Below are 16,644 nucleotides of genomic sequence, written 5' to 3'. Positions count from 1 at the left end.
GCGTCGGTTCAGTGCTTGGCCCAAGGCACGAAGCGGCGTTCCAGTGCCTCGATCGCCATGATCGTGAGATAGCCCATGACAGAGATCACGACGATGCCCACAAACATGCGCGAGACCGCGAAGGTCTGCCACGACGCCCAGATGAAGAAGCCCACACCGCTGCGCGCGCCAAGGAACTCGGCTGCGGCGATGATGATGTAGGACGACCCGGCGGCCAGCTTCAGCCCGGTGAAGATGCTGGGCAGCGCGGCGGGAAAGGCGATGCGGCGGAAGGTCTGGAACGGGGTCGCACCCGCGTTCTTCGCGACGTCCATGTAGATCTGCGGCGTCTGCATCACGCCGCCCATCGTGTTGTAGAACATCAGGAAAAAGACGCCGATGGCGATCAGCACGAATTTGGACGCATCACCCACACCGAAGATCAGCAGGATCAGCGGCAGGATGGCGATCTTGGGCACCGGGTAGAGGGCTGCGAAGATCGGACCCAAGAGGCGACGGACCGGGCGGGACAGGCCCAGCAGCAGGCCAAGCAGCACACCCGGAATGGCGCCCATTGCGTATCCTATGCCGACCCGGCGCAGCGTCGCGCCGATGTGCTGGAAAAGCTCTAGGCTGACGATCATCTCCCACGCGGTACCCGCGATCGCGCTGGGCGCGGGGAAGAACCGTTGGTCGATCATGTTTGTCCTGCTGGACAGTTCCCACAGCAGCAAAAGAAGCAGCGGACTGAAGTAGGACGCGAAGCGGTAAATCCGCTCGCGCCGTGCGGGCGCCTTGAGGCGGCGCAGTTCGTCTTCGGTAAGGGACCTTGCCGTCGCGCTCATGTCAGGCTCCTGCAGGTTTGTCGGCCAGAAGGTTCCAGACCTCGTAAGTCAGGTCCCAGAACCGCTTGTCGCGGCGCATCTCGACCACGTCGCGCGGCCGTTCGAACGGCACGTCGAGATCGGCCACAAGCGTGCCGGGGCGCGGCGACATCACCAGCACCCGGTCGGCGAGGGTCAGCGCCTCGTCGACGCTGTGGGTGATGAAGACGACGGTCTTGCGGGTGGCTTCCCAGATGCGCAGCAATTCCTGCTGCAGCACCAGCCGGGTCTGTTCGTCGAGCGCGCCGAAGGGTTCGTCCATCAGCAAAATCTCGCGGTCGTCGGCCAAAGCGCGCGCCACCGAGACCCGCTGTTTCATCCCGCCTGACAGTTGCTGCGGTCGGGCGCGGGCGAAATCCGTCAGGCCGGTCAATGCCAGCAACTCACTGACGCGGGCGTCGATCTTCGACCGTTTCACGCCCTTCAGGCTCAGCGGCAGGGCGATGTTCTCGGACACCGTAAGCCACGGCAGCACCGAGGCTTCCTGAAAGACCATCGCCGGCGGCCTGTCGCTATGCAGATCGACGGTTCCGCTGAGTTTCGACTCGAGGTCGGCCATGATGCGCAGAACAGTGGTCTTGCCGCAGCCGCTGGGGCCGACGATGCAGACGAATTCGCCTCGCGGGACCGAAAAGCTGAAGTCGGAAACCGCCACGGTCGTCCGGTCCCCCTCGGCGTCGTAGAACGCCTTGGTAAGCCGGTCGACTTCGATGGCCGGCCCCGCGCTGTCAGCGGGGGCCGGACGTACCATTTCAAGCTTCGCAGCCATCAGGGGTTTTCTGCGACCTGCGCGTTGGCGCGTTCCAGCAGGTCGGTGCGATAGACCGCCTCGATGTCCGCCTCGCCCTCGTAGCTAAGGTCACCCTCGGCGCGGAAGAACTCTTCCTGCTCGCGCACCGACGCCATGTCGATGCCGCCGTCCTCGGAGCGAACGGTATAGGGAATGCCGCGCAGGAAGTCGGGGTCGGTTCCGGTGTACTCGGCAACGATGGCAACGACTTCGTCATCGTCCCATCCGCCGTTGTCCAGAAGGCGCGCCGCCTTGATGTAGCCGGCCATGAAGGCGACGACGGTATCCTCGTTCTCGGCCACGTAGTCCTGGTTGAAGGCGATGAACCCCAGTTCCGTGCCGAAAATGTGGTCCTCGACCAGTCGCTTGCCCAGTCCCTCGTTCTCAAGCTGCTTGGCGAAGGGCTCGATGCTCCATCCTGCTTCGAGCGCGCCGTTGGCGAAGGCCGCAGCAGTCGCGGGGGGCGGCAGGTAGACCGCCTCGATGTCGTCCAGGGTAAGGCCGCCAGTTTCAAGCGCCTTGGCGACCGAATAGATGCCGAACCCGCCGGGCCCGGGGATGCCGACGCGCTTGCCCCTCAGATCCTCGACGCTTTGAATGCCTTCGTCCCAGGCCTGCTGCGACACCATGAACGGCGACGGAGAGGGTACGGTATCGGGGATGCGGGCCATCGTGGCGATGATCGCGACGGTTGCACCCCGGTCCAGCGCGTTGAACAGGCTGGCGCCCCAGGTCGCGGCGCCGGCCTCGATGTTGCCCGAGGCCAGAAGCTGGATCGTCTCGGCGGTGTTGGCCTTGGGGGCAAGCTGCACATCGACGCCGAAGTCGTCGAAGTAGCCCAGTTCCTCGGCCACGAAGAAGGGCGCGTAATCCGCGAAGGGCGAATACAGAAACTCGATTTGCGGCAAATCCTGCGCCTGTCCGGGCAGGGCGAAAGAAGCGGTCAGGGTTGCCGCGACTGCGGTTCCCAGAAGGTGACGTCGGGTAGGTGCAGTCATACGCGAAACTCCTCTTTCGCCTGATTGGCTGTTCGTGCCGCCGCAGCGGTTCCTGCGCATCGTGTGCGGCAGGGTGACCGGGGGTGGACAACCTTGACGCTACAACTGATGCATCAGTTTGGCAAATGGATGTTTCATGTGGTGGTGCTGATGCATTGTCCGGCGCGAAACCGAGTGCAATCCACCGCGTGACTGGGATTGCTGGGGGGAGGGATGGCGCCGCCTATAACGCTTTATTTCTAAAGCCCGGGTGCGCGCTGTGCGATCTGCAAAACGGAAACAAATCGCAGGAGCCGAAGCAGATGGGATGTGCAAGGCGCAGGTTGTTCGACCTGCCTTTAACGGTGGCCCGAGCGGCGCGGAAAGGCGGCATCCTTCCGATGCGCCGAGAAACCGTTGACGGATTTCTTAAGATTTAGTTACCTACCAGTAGGTAGCATATGGGAGGAGAATCATGCTTACCAAGACTCTGGCGCGCTGCGCCGGGGCCGCCGCTATGGCCGTATGTGCCGTAGCGGGGCCCGCGATGGCGCAATGGCAGCCCGACAAGCCCATCAACATCATCGTTCCGTGGTCCGCTGGCGGCTCGACCGACCAGGTCACGCGGGTCGTCGCGCCGATCCTGGAGGAGGCACTCGGCACGCCGGTCGTCGTGGTCAACCAGCCCGGGGCCTCTGGGTCCATCGGGACCAAGGCCGCTCTGGACGCACCGCGCGACGGCTATACCTGGACCGCGAACGCCATCGCCAACAACGCCACCTACGCGGTGACGGGGCTGGTCGAGGACACCTCGATCGAGGATTACCATATCTACCTGCACGTCGCGAACGTGCCGGTGATCTCGGTCAACGCGGACGCGCCGTATCAAGACTTCGGTGAACTGCTGGAAGCGATGAAGGCGGACGACTCGGTCACCGTCGGCACCGCTGGCGTGAACTCGTCCGGCGGCATGGCGCTGGCGGCGATCAACGAGGCGGCGGGCGACGATGTCAAGGCCCGCATGGTGACCTACGACGGCGGCAACCCCGCAGTTCTGGCCACCGCGGCGGGCGAGACGATGGTCACCACGCAGCTTGCCGTGGAACAGACCGAGATGATCCGCGCCGGCAAGATCCGTCCGCTGGCGGTTCTGTCCGACGGCGAGCTGATCATCGAAGGGCTGGACCCGATCCCGCCGATCACCAACTGGCTGAGCGACATGCATGTCGCGCCGGACTACTTCGGTGTGTTCATCCCTGTCGGGGCCCCGCAAGAGGTCTACGACACGGTCGACAAGATCTGGGCCGAGCAGGTGATGAACTCGGAAACGCTGATGTCTTACGCCACCGAGCGCGGGGCCGTCTTCGCCCCCAGCTTCGGCGAAGAAGCGATGGACCGCGCGATGCCGGTCGTCGTGGCCGAGGCCTGCGCCCGCGTCACCCGCGGCGAGGCCGTTGTCGATCCGTCCGAGATCGGCATCGACTGCCCGGCCGGCGAATAAGCACATCTTCTTCGCGCGCGGTGCGCCGCGCGCGGACACCCGGCCCGGGGCAAACCCGTCCCGGCCGGCGTTTCCAGAAGGCAATACCATGCGTTTCGACACACCCGCCGCTGACCGCATCACTGCGGCCACTCTCTTCGCGCTGGGCGCGGCCATGACCTGGGGGGGCTTCGTGATGGACCGGCTCGAGATCCGGCAGATCCATCCGGCCAGCATTCCCGGCCTTGTCCCGATGATCCTTGGCGCCGCTATGATGCTGTGCGCCACCTTGCTGGCGCTGTCCACGCGCGGCCTGTCCGCGCCTGACGGCACCCCGGACGAGGGGGGCGCGCAGGGCAACTGGCACGACTTCGGCTTCGCCGCCGCATGGAGCTGTATCTTCGCTCTGCTGCTGGTCGGCACGCTGCCGTTCGCCGCCGCCGCCGCGATCTACGTCATGGTGTTCTCGGGCTGGTACGCATGGCAGGCAGAGGACGGGCAGGGCCGTAACGCGAAGCGGCTGATCCTGATCGCCATCTACGCCGTCGCCGTGGGCGTGGGCGTCGCCGCGCTGTTCCGCTATGGTTTCCTGGTGAGGCTGCCCTGATGGACGCTTTGGCCGCTCTCATGCACGGGCTGGGGCAGTTCCTGACCCCGATGGGCCTTTTCCACGTCGCCTGGGCCACGCTGCTGGGCATCCTTGTCGGCAGTCTTCCGGGCCTGACCGCGACGATGGGCGTCGCGCTGCTGACCACGCTGACCTACACGCTGGACCGCGACAGCGCGATCCTTGTGCTGATCTGCATGTATGTCGGGGCGATCTATGGCGGGTCGCGGTCCGCTATCCTGCTGAACATCCCCGGCACCCCGGCCTCGGCCGCGACCTCGCTGGACGGCTTCCCGCTGGCGCAGCGGGGGCAGGCGGGCTACGCGATGGCGCTGGCCACCGCCGGGTCGGCGATGGGCACGATGGTCGGTATCCTGCTTTTGGTGCTGCTGGCCCCGGCGCTGGCCGCCATCGCGCTGGATTTCGGATCGTTCGAGTTCTTCTGGCTGGCCGTGTTCGGGATCGTCATCTCGGGCCAGCTGACGGGCGGTGTCAGCCCGCTGAAAGGCTACATGGCCGGTCTGCTGGGCCTGATGGTCGCGATGATCGGGTCCGAGGGCATCCATGCCCATGTCCGGTTCAACTTGGGCTTCGACCAGTTGAACGGCGGCATCGGCCTGATCCCGGCGATGGTCGGCGCCTTCGGGTTCGCCGAGGTGCTGACCGTCATGTGGCGGCGCAAGGCCGAGCTGTCGACCGAAGAGCTGAAAGAGGACCGTGTCCTGCCCCGGCTGTCGGACCTGTGGCGCTATAAGTTCACCATCGGGCGGTCCGGCGTCATCGGCACGCTGGTGGGGATCATTCCCGGCGTGGGCGAGGACATCGGGGCGTGGGCGTCCTATGCCGCCGCCAAGCGCAGCAGCAAGGAAAAGGACCAGTTCGGCAAGGGCTCGCACGAGGGGCTGACGGCGGCGGAAACCGGCAACTCGGCGGTGGTGCCGGGCGCGCTGATCCCGGCGCTGACGCTGGCGGTGCCCGGTTCGGCCCCGGCGGCGGTGCTGATCGCGGCGCTGTTCATCCACGGCGTCCGTCCCGGGCCGATGATCATGCTGGAACAGCCGACCTTCATCTATTCGGTCGCGGCGATGCTGATCCTCGCGACCATTGCGATCGCGATCTACGGGCTGTCGCTGACCCGGCTGTTCATCCTAGTGCTGCGCATCCCGCGGGAACTGCTGATGCCGGTGGTGTTCACCCTGTGCGTCATCGGCCCCTACGCGCTGACGCAGCGGGTCTTCGACATCTGGGTCATGGTCGCCTTCGGATTGATCGGCTTCGTGCTGAGGCAGATGAATTACCCGATGGCACCGCTGGTGCTGGGCATCATCCTTGGCGATCTGCTGGACAAATCGCTGCGGCGCGGGCTCACCCTTTCGAACGGGTCGCTCGAGCCGTTCTTCACCCGCCCGATCTCGCTTGGGTTTGTGGTGATCATCGTGCTCAGCATCATCCTGTCGATGCCCGCCACCCGGCGCGCCGTTGGCGGGGTGATCGGCAGGAAACGCGGCCCGACCGAAGCACCGGAGGGCAGGAAGCCATGAACCAGACCGCACCGAAATCCGCACCCAAATCCGCGGCGAAGCCCGTCAAGCGCGACGCCGCCGCCTCGAAACGCCGCATCCTGAAGGCCGCGCTGGCCGAGTTCGCCGCCCACGGGCACGCGGGCGCGCGGATCGACACCATCGCCGAGAAGGCCAGCGTGTCGAAGCCGATGATCTACAGCTACTTCGGCGACAAGGAAGAGCTGTACAAGGCGGCGCTGCGCGAAAGCTACGTACAGATCCGGCAGGGCGAGCGGAAACTGAAGCTAGAGGACCTGAGCCCCGAGGAAGCGGTGCGCGAACTGGTCGGCTTCACGCTGCGCCACTTTGTTTCGAAGCCGTGGTTCGTGTCGATGCTGAACACCGAGAACCTGCTGGGCGGCGACGCCATCCGGCAGATCGGGGACGTGGCAGAGATCCAGTCGCCGCTGATCGAGTCGATCCGCCAGTTCCTGAAACGCGGCGCGGCGGCGGGCGAGATCCGCGACGATGTCGACCCGGTCGAACTGTACATCACCATCGCGTCGCTTTGCTACTTCCCGGTTTCGAACAAGCACACGCTGCGCGCCGTGTTCAAGGTGCCGATCGACGACGACTGGCTGGACCAGCGCGCGGCGATGATCTCGGACATGCTCACCTGTTACCTGCGCCGGACTCCTCCGGCGTCATGACACCCCGGCGCGGCAAGGCGCGCCATACCACTCGGACATATCTTCGAAAGGACCGACGACTATGAGACAACAACGGATCGGCATCATCATGCACGGTGTGACCGGGCGGATGGGAATGAACCAGCACCTGATCCGCTCGGTCCTTGCGATCCGCGATCAGGGCGGGTTGGCGCTGAAGGACGGCTCGTACCTTGTGCCCGACGTGATCATCGTCGGCCGCAACGCCGACCGGATCGAGGCGCTGGCGAAACGGCATAACGTGGAACGCTGGACGACCGATCTTGATGCGGCGCTGGCCAACCCGGACGACACGCTGTTCTTCGACGCTGCCTCGACCCAGCTGCGGCCCGAGCTTCTGAAGAAGGCGATCGACGCGGGCAAGCACGTCTACAGCGAAAAGCCGGTGTCCGAAGGGCTGGCCGAGGCGGTCGACATCGCGCGCTATGCCAAGGAGAAGGGCGTCAAGAACGGCATCGTCCACGACAAGCTGGACCTGCCGGGTCTGCTGAAGCTGAAGCGCCTGCGCGACAGCGGCTTCTTCGGCCGGATGCTCAGCGTGAAGGGCGAGTTCGGCTATTGGGTGTTCGAGGGCGACTTCATGCCCGCGCAGCGCCCGTCGTGGAACTACCGCTCCGAGGACGGCGGAGGCATGATTTCCGACATGCTGTGCCACTGGCGCTATGTGCTCGACAACGTGGTCGCGCCGGTCCAGTCGGTCAGCTGCCTTGGCGCCACGCATATCCCGACCCGCTGGGACGAAGAGGGCAAGGAATACACCGCCACGGCGGATGACGCGGCCTATGCCTCGTTCATGCTGGAAGGCGGGATCGTGGCCCACATCAATTCAAGCTGGTGCACCCGCGTGCGCCGCGACGACCTTGTGACCTTCCAGATCGACGGCACCCACGGCTCTGCCGTTGCGGGACTGCACAAGTGTTATTCGCAGCACCGCGTGAACACGCCGAAACCCGTCTGGAACCCGGACGAGCCGCAGCCGCTGGACCTGTTCGGCGGATGGGAGGAAGTGCCCGACAACACCGTGTTCGACAACGGCTTCAAGGTGCAGTGGGAACAGTTCCTGCGCCACGTCGTCGAGGACGCGCCGTTCGCCTACACGCTGGCCGAGGGCGCCAAGGGCGTGCAGCTGGCCGAGGCCGGATACCAAAGCTGGCGCGAACGGCGCTGGATCGATCTGGAGGATCTGGGGCTGTGAGCACGACACTCAACCTTCCCGGCGGTGCAGTCACGCTGAAGGACGGCCCGGCGCCGGTGGCGTCCGATGGCTGGACCCGCACCGCCTTCGCCGCCGCGCATGTCGTGGCCGACCCGCTGGCCGAGGCCGATCCTTGGCTGGACTGTCCGATCGACTGGGACCGCACGCTGGCCTTCCGCGAACACCTGTGGTCGCTGGGCTTCGGCGTGGCCGAGGCGATGGACACCGCGCAGCGCGGCATGGGGCTGGACTGGCCGACCTCGCTGGAGCTGATCCAGCGCAGCGTTGCGCTGGCGAAGTCCGGCGGCCACCTGATCGCCTCGGGCGCGGGGACCGACCACATCTCGCCCGAGGGTGCGACCATCGACTCTGTCATCGCCGCCTACGAGGAGCAGTGCGAAGCGGTCGAGGCGACTGGCAGTCAGGTCATCCTCATGGCGTCCCGGGCGCTGGTGAAGGCCGCAAAGGGGCCGGAGGACTATGCCAAGGTCTATGACCGCGTGCTGTCCGGCCTTCAGAAACCGGCTATCCTGCACTGGCTTGGCGAAATGTTCGACCCCGCGCTGGAAGGCTACTGGGGCTCGGGCGACCACATGGCGGCGATGGACACTTGTCTTGAGATCATCAAGGCGAACGCGTCCAAGGTCGACGGCATCAAGATATCGCTTCTGTCCGCCGAGAAAGAGATCGACATGCGGCGCCGTCTGCCCGAGGGCGTGCGCATGTACACCGGGGACGACTTCAACTACCCCGACCTGATCGCGGGGGATGACCAAGGCTATTCCCACGCGCTGCTGGGCATCTTCGATCCCATCGCCGGGGCCGCCGCCCGCGCGCTGACCGCGCTGGGGCAGGGCGACATGAACCAGTATGGCGACGCCTTCGGCCCGACCGTTCCCTTGTCGCGGCACATCTTCAAGGCGCCCACGCGGTTCTACAAGACGGGTGTCGTGTTCATGGCCTATCTCAACGGGCATCAGGACCATTTCACGATGATCGGCGGGCAGGAAAGCACCCGTTCGACCCGCCATCTGGCCGAACTGGTGCGGCTGGCGAACGACGCAGGGCTGTTCCCAGACGCCGACCTTGCCGCCGCCCGTGCGCGGCCCGTGTTCGCCGCCCGTGGCGTGGAGGTCTGACATGGCTGGCATAGACGCATCCCGCCTGTCGTTGAACACCGCCACCGTGCGCGAACAGTGGTCGCTGGCCGAGTGCATCGACGGCTGTGCGCGGCACGGCATCGGCGCCCTGTCGCCGTGGCGCGACAAGCTGCACGAGATGGGCACCACCGCCGCCGCCCGCGCCATCCGCGATGCGGGGCTGGGCGTCAGCGGCCTGTGCCGGGGCGGCTGGTATACCGAGGACGGGTCCCTCACGCAGAAGGTCAAGGACGACAACCGCCGCGCGGTGGACGAGGCGGCAGAGATCGGCGCCGCCTGCCTTGTCATGGTCGTCGGCGGTCTGCCCAAGGGGTCCAAGGATCTTCCCGCCGCGCAGGCGCTGGTCGAGGAAGGGCTGGCCGACACGCTGGACTATGCCCGCACCGTGGGCGTGCCCGTGGCGATCGAGCCGCTGCACCCGATGTACGCGGGTGACCGCGCTTGCGTCAGCACCACGCGGCAGGCGCTGGATATCTGCGACCGGCTGGGCGACGGCATCGGCGTGGCGCTGGACGTCTACCATGTCTGGTGGGACTTCGAGCTGGCCAAGCAGATCGAACGCGCGGGCCGCGAGCGGCTGTTGGCGTTCCACATCTGCGACTGGCTGGTCCCGACCAAGGACCTGCTGCTGGACCGGGGCATGATGGGCGACGGGGTGATCGACATCGCCCATGTCCGTGGCCTTGTCGAGGCGCAGGGCTTCGACGGCTATGTCGAGGTCGAGATCTTCTCGGGCGACAACTGGTGGACGCGCGACGCGGACGAGGTGCTGGCCACCATGATCGACCGCGCGAAAGACTGCTGAACCGCGAGACCTGAAACGGCACTACCGGCCGTCCGATCCGGGCGGCCGGTAGGCGTTGGCGCTGCACGCGGGCCGCGGTCGCGTTTCGCCATGTGCCATCCTTCGGGGCGGGCTTGAGTTCCGCCTGTTCCGGCGTATGCATCACATCAAGCCCTGTTGATGCCGTGACCGGAGACCGAGATGACCGCACTTCAAGACCAATTGTCCGATGTAGAGGCCGAAGCCTTCGTCGCACTTGTGCGGCGGGTGGGGCGCGACATCGTGATGCCGCGGTTCCGCAACCTCGACGCCGCCGAGATCGAGGCCAAGGCCGACGCCTCGGACCTTGTCACCGTCGCGGACCGCGAGGCGGAACTCGCACTGGCCGAAGGCGCGCGCGCGATCCTGCCGGGCTGCGCGGTGGTGGGCGAAGAGGCCGTTTCCGAGAACCCCGACCTGCTGGACGCCATAGGCACGGCAGAGACCTGCGTGGTGATCGATCCGGTCGACGGCACCTTCAACTTCGCGCGCGGCATTGCCGTCTTTGGCATCATTCTTGCCGTGCTGCGGCACGGGCAGACCGTGATGGGCCTTCTGTACGATCCGGTGATGGACGACTGGGCCATCGCGCGGCGCGGGCAGGGAGCCGAACTGGTCGACGCGCACGGTCGCCGCCGCAAGCTGGCGACGCGGGCCTGTACCGCGCTGGCCGAGGCGGAAGGCACGGTGCCGCTGGATCTTGCACGCGGCACGCGTCGCGTCGAGGCGCTGCAAGCCGTGGCGGACGCCCGCGCGGCGCGTTCGCTGCGCTGCTCGTGCCACGAATACCGGATGCTGGCGACGGGGCAGGCCGACTTCAGCGTGAATGCCGCGGTCAAGGTCTGGGACCACGCGGCGGGCGTCCTTCTGCTGCAGGAGGCGGGCGGGCACGTCACGCTGGCGGATAGCAACCCTTATGCGCCGACGTGCCGGGAAGGGTGGATTATCGCTACGGGAACGCCGGCGCTGGGCGCTGAACTTCGGGCGCGCGACTGGCCGATCGGCGGGGCCTGAGCGGCGGCGGCAAAAGGGCTTTATGGCGGGCGCTTCGGACGACTCGATCTGCGAGGCGGTTCTTGGTCGTGCAGACGAATGGGCGGAAAAATGCTGAAGTGGTCTGACCAGTTTTGTGTGTTCTTTCGCTGAGACGTGATGTTTAAAAAACGAACATATACAGATATTTGGGGTTATATCCTGAACTGGGCTATCAAAAGCCTCTCTCCGCATTCGACTGGGAAACCGAAAACCGATTGGAAAAAGGTTCGGCAAGAGTTTGTATCTGGTCAGCCAAGGAGGAGGCGCCAGAGTGAGCGACGTCGAGACAATCCTGTCCGACAAGGGAGCCGACCGTGTCATCGCGTATTTCAACGATGCGCTGATGAGCGGCGAGCTCAAGATCGGAGACAAGCTTAAGTCCGAACGGGACCTGAGCCGCGAGCTTGATGTCGGCCGCCCGTTGCTGCGCGAGGTCATCCGGTCCCTGTCGATGCTGGGAATGCTGGACGTGCGTCATGGCAGCGGCACCTACGTTCGGCAGGCCAACCTCAGCACCATCGCCGATTTCTTCACCTTCTGTCTCGCCCAGCAGCAGGACATGCTGGACGACGTCATGGAGGCCCGCATCGGCATCGAATGCCAAGCCATCCGTCTTGCCTGCACCCGCGCCAACGAAGTCGACCTTGCCCGCATCGGCCAGTGGTTCGCCTCGCTGACCGAGACGCTGGACGACCCCGACGCCGGCGGGCGCGCGGATTTCATGTTTCACCGTTCCATCGTGGCGGCGAGCCATTCCAGTTCGCTGATCACGCTGTACGGCGCCCTGTCCGAGCTGCTTCAGCGCAGCCACGTGCAAAGGCGAAAGACTGTCTACCACGAGCGTTCCGTCGTCGGAGACCTCGTGGAAGCACATCGAGAGGTCTTCCTCTCGATTGTCGCGAAGGACCCCGAGGTCGCCGACCGGCGGCTGCGGGAACACTTCGCGATCGGCGACGAACTGCGTCGCAGAAGCCTGATCGACACCTATCGAAAAGGCGCCAAGACCGCTTAGACGACTAGCGAAGGGAGGAAATCATGTTCGCTTATTCTGCCCGGCAGCTCATGGCTGCCGCAACGATCGGCCTGTGCGCCATTCCGGCCACCGCGGCTGAACTGCGCTATGCCCACGTGGGGGCCGAAGGAGACTTCCAGACCCGTTTCGCGGCCGAGGCCGCAACGGAAATCGAAGAGGCCACCGGCGGCGATGTGACCGTTCAGGTGTTCCCGGCCAGCCAGCTTGGCAACGTGGCCGAGATGGTCGACGGCGTGCGCATGGGTACGATCCAGATGGGGCACCACGACTTCGCGTCGCTGGCCCGGATCGTCCCGGAAGTGGCCGTGTTCAACGCGCCCTTCGTCTACACCGACGCCGAGCACGCGATGCGCGCCACGGACCCGGCGACCTCGCCTGCGCTGCAGGAAATCAACGAGCGCCTGATCGAGGAAGGCGGCGTGCGCATCATCGGCCGCATCTATCGCGGCGCGCGCCACATCTCGTCCAACTTCGAGATCAAGTCGCCCGACGACATGGCCGGCAAGCCGTTCCGCGCGGTGCCGCTGGACCTGTGGGTGTCGATGGTGACGGGCTTCGGCGCGACGCCGACCCCGGTCGAGGTGTCGGAACTGCCGACCGCGCTGATGACCGGCATGGTCGTGGGGCAGGAAAACCCGCTGACCATGATCTCGGCGAACAAGCTGAACGAGGTACAAAGCCACGTCGCGATGACCGGCCACATGCAGTCGGTGCTGGCGGTGTTCGTCAACGAGGACACCTGGCAGTCGCTGACCGAAGAACAGCAGGCCGCGATCACCGAGGTGCTGGACGCCAAGGCAGCGGAATCGCTGCAATGGGCGCAAGAGTCCGAAGCCGCGCTGGTCGAGGAACTGAAGGGCAAGGGTATGACCTTCACCACGGCCGAGAACGGGCTGGACCTTGATGCGTTCCGCGAGAACGTGCTGGCCCAGATCGATCAGGATTTCCCGGACTTCGGGCCGTACATCGAACAGATCATGTCGATGCAGTAATCCTTATGCGGGGGGCGCGCGTTGCGCCCCCCGTTTCCGGCCCAAGCCACCGCCTGTCACGTCACAAGAATTGTCCCGCTCATGGTAAAGACGCTTCGTTTCATCTGTGCCGCCTTGCTTGCCGCGCTCATCCTGCTGCCGTTCTTGCAGGTCATCATGCGCGACGTGTTCGGTTCCGCCATCGTGGGGGCCGAGGAACTGACGCGGTTCCTGCTGATCTGCACCGTTTTCGTGGCCTACCCGCTGGTCGTGCGGTCGGGCGAGAACATCGTGATGGGCGAGTTGCGCGCCGCCTTGCCCGCCCGGTGGCGGCACTGGCTGGGCCTTTTGATCACGCTTCTGTCGCTGGGGGCCTGCGTGATGATCGCCGTGGTGACCGCGATGAACATCTCCGACAACCTGCGCAACGCCACCCCGACACTGAAAATCCCGTTCTGGATCTTCCTCGGCGCCTGTTTCATCGGCTTCGCCGGCGGCGCGGTGTTCCATGCCATCCAGCTGTTCCGGCCCGAAACGCCCGAGGACAGCGATACCCATTCCGTGAGCCTCTGACATGGGCCTGATCCTGATCGTCCTGTTCCTTGCCCTGTTCGTGCTGGGCTTCCCCGTCGTCTATTCGATCCTGCTGCCCGCGATCCTGTACGTGGTGCTGGAAGGGCTGCCGCTGGGCCTCCTGACCCAGCGCATCACTTACGCGCTGGACAGCTTCCCGCTGGTCGCGGTTCCGCTGTTCATCTTCGTGGGCAACCTGATGAACCTTGCCGGGGTAACCGACCGAATCTTCCGCTTCGCCGACACGCTGGTCGGACGCATCCCCGGCGGTCTTGCGCAGGTCAACATCTTCTCCAGCCTGATTTTTTCCGGCATGTCCGGCGCCGCGCTGGCCGACGTGGGCGGGCTGGGCAAGATCGAGATCGAGGCGATGAAGCGCCGCGGCTTCGACGCGCCTTTCGCCGCCGCCGTGACCGCCAGTTCCGCCGTGGTCGGCCCGATCTTCCCGCCCAGCATTCCGCTGATCGTCTACGGGTCGGTCACCAGCGTTTCCATCATCCAGCTGCTGCTGGCGGGCATCATCCCGGCGCTGATCTGCATCGCGCTGCTGATGCTGACCGCCGCGATCATCGCGATGGTCCGTGGCATGCCCCGCGCCGACCGCTGGTCCACCCCGCGCGAAATCGGCGGTGCCCTGTTGCCCGCGCTTCCCGCCCTGCTGGCGCCCGTCCTGATGATCGCCGGCATGCTGCTGGGCCTGTTCACCCCGACCGAGGCCGCCGCCGTCACCGCCGTCTACGTGGTGCTGATCAGCGGTCTGGTCTATCGCGAACTGACCGTCGCGCATCTGTGGAACGCCATGCTGACCACCCTGCGCAGCACCTCGGCGATCCTGATCATCGTCGCCGCCGCATCTTTGTTCGGCTGGATTCTCGCGGTGGAACAGATCCCGCAGGACTTCTCGAAGCTGATCCTCACGATCTCCAGCGACCCGATGATACTGCTGCTGATTGCGAACCTGATCTTCTTCATCGCCGGCATGTTCCTCGATTCCACCACCGCGACGCTGCTGGTGGTGCCGGTGATCGCGCCGCCGATGGTGATGGCCGGGATCGACCCGGTCCACCTTGGCATCGTGGTGATCTTCAACCTGATGCTGGGCCTGCTGACGCCGCCGATGGGGCTGTCGCTGTTCGTGGTCTCGTCCATCGCCAAGGTCTCTCTTCGGCAGCTTCTGTGGGCGCTGATGCCGTTCTACGTGCCGCTGCTTGTGACCCTCGCGATCATCACCTTCGCGGACGGGCTGGTTTTGGCCCTGCCGCAACTCATCCGCTAACCCATACCGGAAAGGTTTCATCCATGCGTCTTGTCATAGGCTCCGATCACGCGGGTTTCCCGCTCAAGGCCGCCGTGGTCGACCACATCAAGAGCCTCGGGCACGAGGTCACCGACGTCGGGTCGTTCGACGAGAAGCCGGTCGACTTCCCCGAGATCGCCAAGAAGGTGACGACCGCCGTGAACGACGGCTCTGCCGAGCGGGGCCTGCTGGTCTGCGGCACCGGCGTCGGTGCCTCGATCGCGGCGAACAAGGTCAAGGGCATCCGCGCCGCCGTGGGCCACGACGTGCATTCCGCGCACCAGTGCGTGGAACATGACGACGTGAACGTCCTGTGCATCGGCGCCCAGATCGTCGGGCCGTGGCTGGCCTTCGATCTGATCGATGCCTACCTGACTGCCGAGTTTTCGACCGACGAGGATTTCCGCCGCCGGGTGTCGATGCTGCACGACATGGACAACGAACGCTGACCCAGATACCGGGCCCGCCGTCTGACGTGGGCCCGGTCTATCCCGGCAGGGTGTGCCTTATTTTTGTCCAATTTGGCCCCAGAAACGACATTGTTTCTGCCGGGTCTCGACACAAAGTCGCATCGGCAAATTTTGTCCGATCCGCTCACGCACCAGACCGCCAAGCCTGACGCCATTATATGCATTCGGGGCTAACGCTCTTTGGTAGTGCACCTTTCGGAAAAGGCGCGAGGTTCATCTTAGGGTTGTTGGACGCGTGTCTCGTGATGGTGTGACGGAACGCCCAAAACGCAATCTATGGTGGAATTTCGGTTCGCGACCGGCCCGTAACGGTGTCGCGAGGCGGGATTGATTAACCGTAAACCATCCCGGAAAATGACCCGCGTGAAGCGAAATACGTCCGGGGGCGGCCAGTTTTTATGGCTTCATTGTTCGGTGTGGGTTGGATTTGTCTGTTTTTAATTTGGGTGTGTCGAATGAGGCGCCGCGCAGTGCGCGCGGCGCTATTTGGCGTGGCATCCTTCGTATTGGTGGTGTCGGGACGGTGGGCCCGCGCCGGAAGCCGGGGCTTGGGCGTCTGCCCGCGCCGTCCCGGACTTCGACTGGCTATGGATCTTGGGGGTCTTAAATGACTGATTTGGTATATTCTGCGGCCGGCGTCGCCACGTTCAACGGCAGCGCAGGTGACGTGCAAGAGATCGCCCACGATTCGATCTACGAGATTTCATCAGGCTCGATCGCCTTCTCCTTCATCGCGTCCGATACCAACGGAACGCAGGGTCTGATGGCGAAAGACGCCTCCGGCTACGTGGGCGGCGGCAACCACTTTGCGCTGTACCTTGAAGGCACGACGCTGCGGGCGCGGTTCCAGGACGGGACGTCGGAAAACTTCGTGAACGTGCCGGGCATCTCGGCGGGGCAGGAGTACGAGATCGCGATCACCTTCGGCCCGGGCGGGGCGTCGGTGTGGGTCGATGGCGCGCTGATGGGGACCACGCCGCTGGCGATGGACTGGACGCAGAACGTCGAGGTGATCCAGTGGGGCGGCCGGGGCTGGGCCAGCGCAAGCGGTCAGGCCGGGTTCGACGCGCCGTTCGAGGGGGTGATCTCGGACCGTCAGATCTATGACGCCGAGCTGTCGCCGGAAGAGATCGCGACGCT

Annotated in this window: 17 protein-coding genes; 14 read left to right on the top strand and 3 right to left on the bottom strand. The window is 65.2% G+C overall.

What is annotated here, in order from left to right:
* Positions 1-8: 8 nt before the first annotated feature.
* The 3 genes from P1K30_RS20675 to P1K30_RS20665 are packed head-to-tail and all read right to left on the bottom strand — an operon-like array spanning position 9 to position 2,651.
* On the bottom strand, positions 9-824 hold the full coding sequence (locus P1K30_RS20675) for an ABC transporter permease (RefSeq protein ID WP_275634684.1): 816 nt from the start codon (positions 822-824) through the stop codon (positions 9-11).
* A 1-nt stretch (position 825) separates the two neighbouring features.
* The gene (locus P1K30_RS20670) at positions 826-1,632 is read right to left on the bottom strand and encodes an ABC transporter ATP-binding protein (RefSeq protein ID WP_275634683.1); all 807 of its coding nucleotides are present in this window, start codon (positions 1,630-1,632) and stop codon (positions 826-828) included.
* Entirely contained in the window at positions 1,632-2,651 is a 1,020-nt protein-coding gene (locus P1K30_RS20665; protein WP_275634682.1) for an ABC transporter substrate-binding protein, read from the bottom strand. The genes P1K30_RS20670 and P1K30_RS20665 overlap by 1 nt, the downstream gene beginning before the upstream one ends.
* Before the next feature lie 454 nt (positions 2,652-3,105).
* Between P1K30_RS20665 and P1K30_RS20660 the strand changes: the two genes are divergently transcribed.
* From P1K30_RS20660 to P1K30_RS20595, 14 genes are all read left to right on the top strand, one after another.
* Positions 3,106-4,131: a Bug family tripartite tricarboxylate transporter substrate binding protein gene (locus P1K30_RS20660; RefSeq protein WP_275634681.1), complete on the top strand. Its 1,026-nt coding sequence runs from the start codon at positions 3,106-3,108 to the stop codon at positions 4,129-4,131.
* 88 nt (positions 4,132-4,219) lie between these two features.
* Positions 4,220-4,717 carry a tripartite tricarboxylate transporter TctB family protein gene (locus tag P1K30_RS20655; protein WP_275634680.1) on the top strand — a complete coding sequence of 166 codons (498 nt, stop codon included), beginning with the start codon at positions 4,220-4,222 and terminating at the stop codon, positions 4,715-4,717.
* Positions 4,717-6,258 (top strand): tripartite tricarboxylate transporter permease, encoded by a 1,542-nt coding sequence (locus P1K30_RS20650; protein WP_275634679.1) that lies wholly within the window; start codon positions 4,717-4,719, stop codon positions 6,256-6,258. The genes P1K30_RS20655 and P1K30_RS20650 overlap by 1 nt, the downstream gene beginning before the upstream one ends.
* Positions 6,255-6,929 (top strand): TetR/AcrR family transcriptional regulator, encoded by a 675-nt coding sequence (locus P1K30_RS20645; RefSeq protein ID WP_275634678.1) that lies wholly within the window; start codon positions 6,255-6,257, stop codon positions 6,927-6,929. The genes P1K30_RS20650 and P1K30_RS20645 overlap by 4 nt, the downstream gene beginning before the upstream one ends.
* A 61-nt stretch (positions 6,930-6,990) precedes the next feature.
* Entirely contained in the window at positions 6,991-8,142 is a 1,152-nt protein-coding gene (locus P1K30_RS20640) for a Gfo/Idh/MocA family protein (RefSeq protein ID WP_275634677.1), read from the top strand.
* Entirely contained in the window at positions 8,139-9,281 is a 1,143-nt protein-coding gene (locus tag P1K30_RS20635) for a dihydrodipicolinate synthase family protein (RefSeq protein WP_275634676.1), read from the top strand. Before P1K30_RS20640 ends, P1K30_RS20635 begins: the two co-directional genes overlap by 4 nt.
* A 1-nt stretch (position 9,282) precedes the next feature.
* Positions 9,283-10,107: a sugar phosphate isomerase/epimerase family protein gene (locus P1K30_RS20630; RefSeq protein WP_275634675.1), complete on the top strand. Its 825-nt coding sequence runs from the start codon at positions 9,283-9,285 to the stop codon at positions 10,105-10,107.
* 180 nt (positions 10,108-10,287) lie between these two features.
* Positions 10,288-11,139 carry an inositol monophosphatase family protein gene (locus tag P1K30_RS20625; protein WP_275634674.1) on the top strand — a complete coding sequence of 284 codons (852 nt, stop codon included), beginning with the start codon at positions 10,288-10,290 and terminating at the stop codon, positions 11,137-11,139.
* Positions 11,140-11,431: 292 nt separating this feature from the next.
* Positions 11,432-12,172: a FadR/GntR family transcriptional regulator gene (locus P1K30_RS20620; protein ID WP_275634673.1), complete on the top strand. Its 741-nt coding sequence runs from the start codon at positions 11,432-11,434 to the stop codon at positions 12,170-12,172.
* A gap of 50 nt (positions 12,173-12,222) precedes the next feature.
* Positions 12,223-13,185 (top strand): TRAP transporter substrate-binding protein, encoded by a 963-nt coding sequence (locus P1K30_RS20615; protein ID WP_275634672.1) that lies wholly within the window; start codon positions 12,223-12,225, stop codon positions 13,183-13,185.
* A gap of 81 nt (positions 13,186-13,266) precedes the next feature.
* Complete coding sequence (locus tag P1K30_RS20610) at positions 13,267-13,737, top strand: TRAP transporter small permease (protein ID WP_275634671.1); 471 nt, start codon at positions 13,267-13,269, stop codon at positions 13,735-13,737.
* 1 nt (position 13,738) lies between these two features.
* Positions 13,739-15,013 (top strand): TRAP transporter large permease, encoded by a 1,275-nt coding sequence (locus P1K30_RS20605; RefSeq protein ID WP_275634670.1) that lies wholly within the window; start codon positions 13,739-13,741, stop codon positions 15,011-15,013.
* 23 nt (positions 15,014-15,036) lie between these two features.
* On the top strand, positions 15,037-15,483 hold the full coding sequence (gene rpiB, locus P1K30_RS20600) for a ribose 5-phosphate isomerase B (protein ID WP_275634669.1): 447 nt from the start codon (positions 15,037-15,039) through the stop codon (positions 15,481-15,483).
* A gap of 628 nt (positions 15,484-16,111) precedes the next feature.
* On the top strand, positions 16,112-16,644 hold a 533-nt coding region (locus P1K30_RS20595; protein WP_275634668.1), incomplete at its 3' end, for a LamG-like jellyroll fold domain-containing protein.

Source organism: Psychromarinibacter halotolerans, assembly GCF_029168315.1.
Classification (GTDB): domain Bacteria; phylum Pseudomonadota; class Alphaproteobacteria; order Rhodobacterales; family Rhodobacteraceae; genus Psychromarinibacter; species Psychromarinibacter halotolerans.
This window is presented reverse-complemented; position numbering and strand designations above follow the sequence as displayed.

Excerpts from the sequence above, each read along its gene's own strand:
- P1K30_RS20640 (WP_275634677.1), top strand. The coding sequence starts at position 6,991 with ATGAGACAACAACGGATCGGCATCATCATGCACGGTGTGACCGGGCGG.
- rpiB (WP_275634669.1), top strand. The coding sequence starts at position 15,037 with ATGCGTCTTGTCATAGGCTCCGATCACGCGGGTTTCCCGCTCAAGGCC.
- P1K30_RS20670 (WP_275634683.1), bottom strand. The coding sequence starts at position 1,632 with ATGGCTGCGAAGCTTGAAATGGTACGTCCGGCCCCCGCTGACAGCGCG.
- P1K30_RS20645 (WP_275634678.1), top strand. The coding sequence starts at position 6,255 with ATGAACCAGACCGCACCGAAATCCGCACCCAAATCCGCGGCGAAGCCC.
- P1K30_RS20605 (WP_275634670.1), top strand. The coding sequence starts at position 13,739 with ATGGGCCTGATCCTGATCGTCCTGTTCCTTGCCCTGTTCGTGCTGGGC.
- P1K30_RS20615 (WP_275634672.1), top strand. The coding sequence starts at position 12,223 with ATGGCTGCCGCAACGATCGGCCTGTGCGCCATTCCGGCCACCGCGGCT.
- P1K30_RS20650 (WP_275634679.1), top strand. The coding sequence starts at position 4,717 with ATGGACGCTTTGGCCGCTCTCATGCACGGGCTGGGGCAGTTCCTGACC.
- P1K30_RS20630 (WP_275634675.1), top strand. The coding sequence starts at position 9,283 with ATGGCTGGCATAGACGCATCCCGCCTGTCGTTGAACACCGCCACCGTG.
- P1K30_RS20675 (WP_275634684.1), bottom strand. The coding sequence starts at position 824 with ATGAGCGCGACGGCAAGGTCCCTTACCGAAGACGAACTGCGCCGCCTC.
- P1K30_RS20660 (WP_275634681.1), top strand. The coding sequence starts at position 3,106 with ATGCTTACCAAGACTCTGGCGCGCTGCGCCGGGGCCGCCGCTATGGCC.
- P1K30_RS20625 (WP_275634674.1), top strand. The coding sequence starts at position 10,288 with ATGACCGCACTTCAAGACCAATTGTCCGATGTAGAGGCCGAAGCCTTC.
- P1K30_RS20610 (WP_275634671.1), top strand. The coding sequence starts at position 13,267 with ATGGTAAAGACGCTTCGTTTCATCTGTGCCGCCTTGCTTGCCGCGCTC.
- P1K30_RS20665 (WP_275634682.1), bottom strand. The coding sequence starts at position 2,651 with ATGACTGCACCTACCCGACGTCACCTTCTGGGAACCGCAGTCGCGGCA.
- P1K30_RS20655 (WP_275634680.1), top strand. The coding sequence starts at position 4,220 with ATGCGTTTCGACACACCCGCCGCTGACCGCATCACTGCGGCCACTCTC.